The sequence below is a fragment of the Caulobacter sp. genome (assembly GCF_035254145.1).
GTDB lineage: Bacteria > Pseudomonadota > Alphaproteobacteria > Caulobacterales > Caulobacteraceae > Caulobacter.
In genome coordinates this window covers 1-5,915 of sequence record NZ_DATFAV010000118.1, presented here as the reverse complement: position 1 = coordinate 5,915, position 5,915 = coordinate 1, and the positions used below count along the sequence as shown (strand labels likewise).

Annotated in this window: 10 protein-coding genes; 4 read left to right on the top strand and 6 right to left on the bottom strand. The window is 69.1% G+C overall.

The window, feature by feature from the left end; genetic code table 11:
* A partial coding sequence (locus VJ655_RS06785; RefSeq protein WP_324110304.1) for a trimeric intracellular cation channel family protein occupies positions 1-335 on the bottom strand: 335 nt, incomplete at its 3' end.
* Between the two features lie 92 nt (positions 336-427).
* Here VJ655_RS06785 and ftsY point away from each other — a divergent pair.
* The 3 genes from ftsY (at position 428) to VJ655_RS06770 (ending at position 2,642) form a co-directional block, all read left to right on the top strand.
* Positions 428-1,369 (top strand): signal recognition particle-docking protein FtsY, encoded by a 942-nt coding sequence (gene ftsY / locus VJ655_RS06780; RefSeq protein WP_324110303.1) that lies wholly within the window; start codon positions 428-430, stop codon positions 1,367-1,369.
* Positions 1,370-1,372: 3 nt separating this feature from the next.
* Positions 1,373-1,984, top strand: a complete 612-nt coding sequence (locus tag VJ655_RS06775) for an inner membrane-spanning protein YciB (protein WP_324110302.1) — start codon at positions 1,373-1,375, stop codon at positions 1,982-1,984.
* Positions 1,985-2,090: 106 nt separating this feature from the next.
* The gene (locus tag VJ655_RS06770; protein WP_324110301.1) at positions 2,091-2,642 is read left to right on the top strand and encodes a MarR family winged helix-turn-helix transcriptional regulator; all 552 of its coding nucleotides are present in this window, start codon (positions 2,091-2,093) and stop codon (positions 2,640-2,642) included.
* A 131-nt stretch (positions 2,643-2,773) separates the two neighbouring features.
* Here VJ655_RS06770 and VJ655_RS06765 read toward each other — a convergent pair whose 3' ends face one another.
* From VJ655_RS06765 to VJ655_RS06745, 5 genes are all read right to left on the bottom strand, one after another.
* Positions 2,774-3,046, bottom strand: a complete 273-nt coding sequence (locus tag VJ655_RS06765; protein WP_324110300.1) for a hypothetical protein — start codon at positions 3,044-3,046, stop codon at positions 2,774-2,776.
* 100 nt (positions 3,047-3,146) lie between these two features.
* Positions 3,147-3,659: a DsbE family thiol:disulfide interchange protein gene (locus VJ655_RS06760; RefSeq protein WP_324110299.1), complete on the bottom strand. Its 513-nt coding sequence runs from the start codon at positions 3,657-3,659 to the stop codon at positions 3,147-3,149.
* Complete coding sequence (gene ccmD / locus VJ655_RS06755) at positions 3,656-3,823, bottom strand: heme exporter protein CcmD (protein ID WP_324110298.1); 168 nt, start codon at positions 3,821-3,823, stop codon at positions 3,656-3,658. The genes VJ655_RS06760 and ccmD overlap by 4 nt, the downstream gene beginning before the upstream one ends.
* Positions 3,820-4,563 (bottom strand): heme ABC transporter permease CcmC, encoded by a 744-nt coding sequence (gene ccmC, locus VJ655_RS06750; protein ID WP_324110297.1) that lies wholly within the window; start codon positions 4,561-4,563, stop codon positions 3,820-3,822. The genes ccmD and ccmC overlap by 4 nt, the downstream gene beginning before the upstream one ends.
* A gap of 106 nt (positions 4,564-4,669) precedes the next feature.
* Positions 4,670-5,266, bottom strand: coding sequence for a Spy/CpxP family protein refolding chaperone (locus VJ655_RS06745; RefSeq protein ID WP_324110296.1), 597 nt, complete (start codon positions 5,264-5,266; stop codon positions 4,670-4,672).
* Positions 5,267-5,505: 239 nt separating this feature from the next.
* Here VJ655_RS06745 and VJ655_RS06740 point away from each other — a divergent pair.
* On the top strand, positions 5,506-5,915 hold a 410-nt coding region (locus VJ655_RS06740), incomplete at its 3' end, for an EamA family transporter (RefSeq protein WP_324110295.1).

Sequence of the window (5,915 nt, the reverse complement as noted above, 5' to 3'; positions counted from 1 at the left end):
GTGCCGACCACGGCGTAGGCGGCCATGCCCAGGGCGTCGAGCCACAGCAGGGCCCGGAACCGCCAGCCGCGCTTGCCCAGCAGCCAGACCACGGTGGCGGCGGCCAGGCACGCCAGAATGTAGCCCGGCCGCTGCACCCAGAAGACCGGCGCCCCGATCAGCAGGTCGCGCAGCGTGCCGCCGCCCACGCCGGTGATCGCGGCGAAGAATCCGAAGGTGATGATGTCATGCTTGCGACGGGCCGCCGCGAGGGCGCCGGTTGCCCCGAAAACGGCCGCGGCGGCGTAGTCGAGCCAGAAAAGCGCGGTCCCCAGCGGGTCAAGTTGCACGTCCATGCCCTTTACATGCCACGCGGCGGGGGGCGGCGCTAACCACCCGCGGTTAAATCCCGATTTACACTTTCGCCGGTTCGACTAAACGGGCGCGGATGAGCGACAAGCCCGAGCAGAAAAAAGGCTGGTTCCAGCGCCTGACGTCCGGCCTGACCCGGTCCTCCCAGGCGATGACCGAGCAGGTCACCGGGGTCTTCACCAAGAAGCCCGTGGACCAGGATCAGCTGGACGCCCTGGAAGAGATGCTGATCGAGGCCGACCTGGGCCCCGAGATCGCCGCCCGTATCACCGAGGCCTTCGGCAAGGCGCGCTTTGGCAAGTCGTCGACCGACGACGAGGTCAAGGAGGCCCTGGCCGAGCTGATCGCCGCCGAGCTGGCCGACCGCCAGGGCCAGTTCGACCCGCTGTCCGGGCCGCGTCCTTATGTGGTGCTGTTCATCGGCGTCAACGGCTCGGGCAAGACCACGACGCTGGGCAAGATCGCCGCCGACCTGACCGAGAAGGGCGCGCGCGTGCTGATCGCCGCCGGCGACACCTTCCGCGCCGCCGCCGTCGAGCAGCTGAAGGTCTGGGCCGACCGGGCGGGCGCCGACTTCATGTCCAAGCCCACGGGCTCGGACGCCGCCGCCCTGGCCTACGAGGCCGTCGAGCGGGCCAAGGCCGAGCACTATGACGTCGTGCTGATCGACACCGCCGGTCGCCTGCAGAACAAGCAGGGCCTGATGGACGAGCTGCTCAAGGTCATCCGTGTCGTGAAGAAGGTCGATCCGGACTATCCGCACGAGACCCTGCTGGTGCTGGACGCCACCGTCGGCCGCAACGCCCTGGCCCAAGAGAAGATCTTCGGCAACCAGGTCGGGGTCTCCGGGATTGTCATGACCAAGCTGGACGGCACCGCGCGCGGCGGGGTGCTGGTGCCGGTGGCCCGCGCCTCCGACAGCCCGATCAAGCTGATCGGGGTGGGCGAGGGGGTCGAGGACCTGCAACCGTTCGACGCCCGCGCCTTCTCGCGCTCCCTCGTCGGCCTGAAGGACTGATCCGTGAGCGAAGCGCCCATCGAGGCTACGAAAAAGAACAACGGCTGGGTGCGGACGGTCGTCGACTACGGCGCGGCCATCGCCTTCGGCGCGGCCTATTTCATCACCAAGGATTTCCAGAAGGCGACCTGGGTGCTGGTGGCCGCCTCGGCCGCGGCCCTGGCGATCGGCTTCGCGGTCGAGCGACGCCTGGCCCTGCTGCCGCTGTTCTTCGGCGGCATGGCGCTGGTGTTCGGGACCCTGGGCCTGGTTTTCCACTCCGACGTGTTCGTGAAGATCAAGGTCACGGTGATCAACCTGTCCCTGGCCGCCTTCCTGTTTGGCGGAATCCTCACGGGCCGCCAGCCGCTGAAGCTGATCATGGGCGAGGCCCTGCACCTGCCCGAGGCGGCCTGGCGGACCCTGACCCTGCGCTATGGCGGCTATTTCGCGGTCGTCGCGGTGCTGAACGAGATCGTCCGTAACACCCAGGGCACCGACACCTGGGTGAAGTTCCGCCTGGGCCTCTTGCCGCTGGCCCTGGTGTTCGTGGCCACCCAGATCCCGTTCATGATGAAGCACATGGCCAAGGGTGACGAACCGGCGGCGGCCGAACCTCCGGACGCGGGCTTCTAGCGCCGCCCGCTTTCCACCGTCCACGGACCGTTGTCGTCAAATCGACGCGTAATGGTGGTAGCGTTCGTTCGTCGGCTGGGAAGGCCGTGCGAACGAGGGGCGCGAGATGGCGAAGAGCAAGGGCGAAAAGGCGGTTGGGGGCCTTCTGGAGCGCTCGCCCAGCCATCTGTTGCATCGGGTCCTGCAACTGGCGCTCGACATCTACGCCGAGGAATGCGGCGAGGCGGGCGTCACCCAGCGCCAGTTCGCGGTCCTGGCGGCCGTGGCCGAGAACGAGGGCGTCACCCAGACGGCGCTGGTCCGGGCCACCGGCATCGACCGCTCGACCCTGGCCGACATGGTCGCCCGCATGATCACCAAGGGCCATCTGGAGCGCCAGCGCTCCAGCGAGGACGCCCGCGCCAACAGTGTGCGCCTGACCGCCGCCGGCCGCGAGACGCTGGAGGCCGTCCGCCCGATGGTCGCCATGGCCGACGCGCGCATCCTGGCCCTGCTCAAGCCCAGCAAGCGCGAAGGTTTCCTCGATCTTCTGGCCGACGTCGCCGGCGCTGAGCTCCATCCGGCCGAACCGGTCGCCAAGGCCAAGAAAGCCAAGGCCGACAAGCCGAAGAAAGACAAGAAGGTGAAGAAGGACAAGACCGCCAAGAAGGCGGCCTGATTCCCTTCTCCCCTTGTGGGAGAAGGTGGCCCGAAAGGGCCGGATGAGGGGTCGATAGGCGGTTGGGGTCGACGCGACCCCTCACCCGACCCACTGCGTGGGCCACCCTCTCCCGCAAGGGGAGAGGGGACCTAAACCAAAATATTCAGGAGTGAGCCGGGCCGCAGGATCTTCTGCGGCTGGGCGTCGGGCTGCACGAACGGCTTCTGCGGCGCCGCGCGCTGCTGGGGCTGAGCCTGGGTCTGCAACTGCACCGTCGAGGGCGCGATCGCCGGACGCGTGGGCGCCGCATCCGTCAGGGCCGCCTGGAAGAAGGCCGCGCGCGTCGGGGCGCTCGTCGTCGCGGGGACGGACGCGGGTTTCGACGGAACGACGGGCCAGCCGGCGGGACGGATGTTGCTCATGACTCGGAGACTAGCATGGTTAACGAAAGGTCCGCGAGTATGGTCAACGCGACGTTAACGCGACTTCCCGCCGCATGCGGTCTCCCGGGAAGATCGGAGCCTATCTGGCCTTCTTGAGCAGGTCTTCGGCCGCGTCGGGCGTCAGCGGGCCGGTGTGCTTGGCGATGATCACGCCGTCGGAGCCCACCAGATAGGTCTCCGGCACGCCGGTGACGCCGAACTCCAGCCCCGCGCGGCCGTCACGGTCGACGAGTTTCAGGGCGAAGGGATCGCCCAGGCGGGTCAGGAAGGCCTGGGTGTTGGCCGGAGCGTCCTTGTAGGCGATCCCGACCACCTTCACGCCCTGGGCCTTCAGGGCCATCAGCTGCGGGTGCTCGACCTCGCACGGGGCGCACCAGGAGGCGAAGAAGTTGACCAGGACCGGTCCCTCGCCCTGAACGCGGATCGGCGTGGGCGTTCCGCTTGTCAGCTCGGGCAGTTGCAGGGCCGGGGCGGGCTTGCCGACCAGGGCGTGGGGCTGCACGCGCGGATCGCGCTTGAGGGCGTAGCCCGCGAACAAGCCAGCCATGGCCAGCAAGACCACGAGCGGAACGAAGGCCAGCCAGCGCCTCATGCCCGCGTCTCCTCGAGCTCGGCCTGAAGGCGCTCGACCTCGCGCCGCCAGCGGCGGGCCATCAGCAGGCTGTCGGCGATCATCCAGGCGAAGGCGACGACGGAAACGGCGAAGGCCGGCCAAAGATAGACCGCGTACTTGCCGGCGTCGAAATCGAAGCTCATCGCGGGCCCTCCGCCAGCTTCATGGCCAGGGCGCGGGCCTTGCGCCGCCAGACCAGGGCGCGGATGCGCACCAGCCACAGCGCGCCGAACGCGCCGAGATACGACAGGCCCATCAGCGCCGCCGGCCAGGCGTAGATCGCTGGCAGGCCGTCGCCCTCCTTGGCGAACATGGTCGAGGAGCCCTGGTGCAGGGTGTTCCACCACTCCACCGAGAACTTGACGATCGGCAGGTTGATCAGCCCGACCAGGGCCAGGATCGCCGCCGCGCGCGCGGCCTTTTGCTCGTCCTCGAGCGCCCCGCGCAGGGCCATGTAGCCGAGATAGAACAGCAGAAGGACCAGCACCGAGGTCAGGCGCGCGTCCCATACCCACCAGGCGCCCCACATCGGCTTGCCCCACAAGGCGCCGGTGACCAGGGCCAGGGCGGTGTAGATCGCGCCGATCGGCGCGCAGGCCTGGGCGGCGAGGTCGGCGAGGGCCTGGCGGAACACCAGGGCCAGGAAGCTGGCCACGCCCAGGCAGACATAGATGAACAGCGAGATCGAGGCGGCCGGGATGTGGATGAACATCATCCGGACGGTGTCGCCCTGCTGGTAATCCTCCGGAACGAGGAAGGTCAGCACCAGGCCCGCGATCCCGGCGATCGCGGACAGCACGCCAAGCAACGGCGCCGCCCACCGCGAGAAGGCCATGAACCGCTCGGGGTTGGTCAGGAAATCGAACGTGTGGCGGGCGTCCATGCTGGCTGCTTAGAGCGCGGCAGGCGCGCGGGCAATGGTCGTATCGCTACGGAAGCAGAAGGAGCGACGCGTGCAGGCGCGTCGCTCCTTCACGCATGGTCGGGGTTCAGCCGACCTTGCGTTGGATGATCACCCGGCGCTCGCCGCCCTTGAACGCGGCCGGGCCGTGGGTCTCGAAGCGGCGGATGAACATGTGGTCGCCGCCGCCTTCCAGGCCGAGCGCGTCGAAAGCCTTCTGCTGGCTGGGCGAGAGGGCGGTGTAGAAGGCGCGGGTGGCGGCGACGCGCTTCTGCAGGGCCTCGGCCGTCTTGCTCATCCGGTCCAGGCGCTCCAGCGTGGTCGGCGGCTTGCGCTCGACAGAGCGGTCGACGGGGCGCTCGGACTTGTCGCCGTCTTTCCGGTCGTCCTCATCCCTGACGATGATCTTCGGCGAGGTGGCGTCGACATAGGCCTTGAGGGCGGCGTCCTGGTCGGGGCGCAGCTGCAGGACGTCGCGCAGGCGCTGGGCGCGGCTTTCCGGATCGGTGGCGCGGCCGTGGTGCATGAACATCATGCCCGGCCCCATGGCCATCATGTCGTCCATCGGCGGGGCCGGCGGAGTCGGCGGGACGGGCGGCGCCGGGATCTGGGCCATGGCGGCGCCGGTGGCCAGGACAGTGACGGCGGCGCCCGCAAGCGCCAGCCGGGTTAGGGTTTTACGCATGGTCGTGAGCTCCCTGTTGCGTGGCGGAGGAGAGCTTGGCCACGCGGATATGGCGCGAAAATGTCAAAATAGATGAACAATATTACAGACTTGCCGCGCACCCGGACGGACGGCTTTGCCTCGCGGCCCAGCGGCGCTATCACAGCTGACACTTGCGGGATACATCGGTCCTAGAAAACGCGGCGGGCCGCCGCGCGGGGCGGTCCCGAACCCAGTCCGGCGCGGAGTCCGCCTTGCCCATGAAGTCGTTCGCGTTTGTCGCCCTGGCCTTGGCGGGCGTCTGCTGGGGCCTGGGCTTTCCCACCGGCAAGCTGATCCTCACCGAGACCGACGCGGCCCACATGGTGCTGCTGCGGTTCCTGGTGGCCGCCCTGGCCGCCGCGCCGTTCGCCCTGCGGCGGCGGGAGGCGCGGGCCCTGTTCGCCTCGCCCGTCGTGCTGCTGTCGGGGGTGCTGTACGGCGTGGCCTTCCTGGTGCAGTTCGAGGGCCTGGCCCATGTCAGCGTCACGGTGGCGGCCCTGCTGGTCGGGGCCATGCCGGCCCTGATCGCGGTCAGCGCCCGCGTGTTGGGCGAGCAGGTCTCCAAGGCCTCGTGGGCCGGGGTCGCGGCCGCCACCCTGGGCGCGGCCCTGATCGCCGGCAAGCCCGA

Bases quoted from the DNA above. Each gene is read 5' to 3' on its own strand.
- VJ655_RS06760 (WP_324110299.1), bottom strand. From the start codon at position 3,659: ATGAGGCGCTGGCTGGCCTTCGTTCCGCTCGTGGTCTTGCTGGCCATG.
- ccmC (WP_324110297.1), bottom strand. From the start codon at position 4,563: ATGGACGCCCGCCACACGTTCGATTTCCTGACCAACCCCGAGCGGTTC.
- ccmD (WP_324110298.1), bottom strand. From the start codon at position 3,823: ATGAGCTTCGATTTCGACGCCGGCAAGTACGCGGTCTATCTTTGGCCG.
- VJ655_RS06770 (WP_324110301.1), top strand. From the start codon at position 2,091: ATGGCGAAGAGCAAGGGCGAAAAGGCGGTTGGGGGCCTTCTGGAGCGC.
- ftsY (WP_324110303.1), top strand. From the start codon at position 428: ATGAGCGACAAGCCCGAGCAGAAAAAAGGCTGGTTCCAGCGCCTGACG.
- VJ655_RS06745 (WP_324110296.1), bottom strand. From the start codon at position 5,266: ATGCGTAAAACCCTAACCCGGCTGGCGCTTGCGGGCGCCGCCGTCACT.
- VJ655_RS06765 (WP_324110300.1), bottom strand. From the start codon at position 3,046: ATGAGCAACATCCGTCCCGCCGGCTGGCCCGTCGTTCCGTCGAAACCC.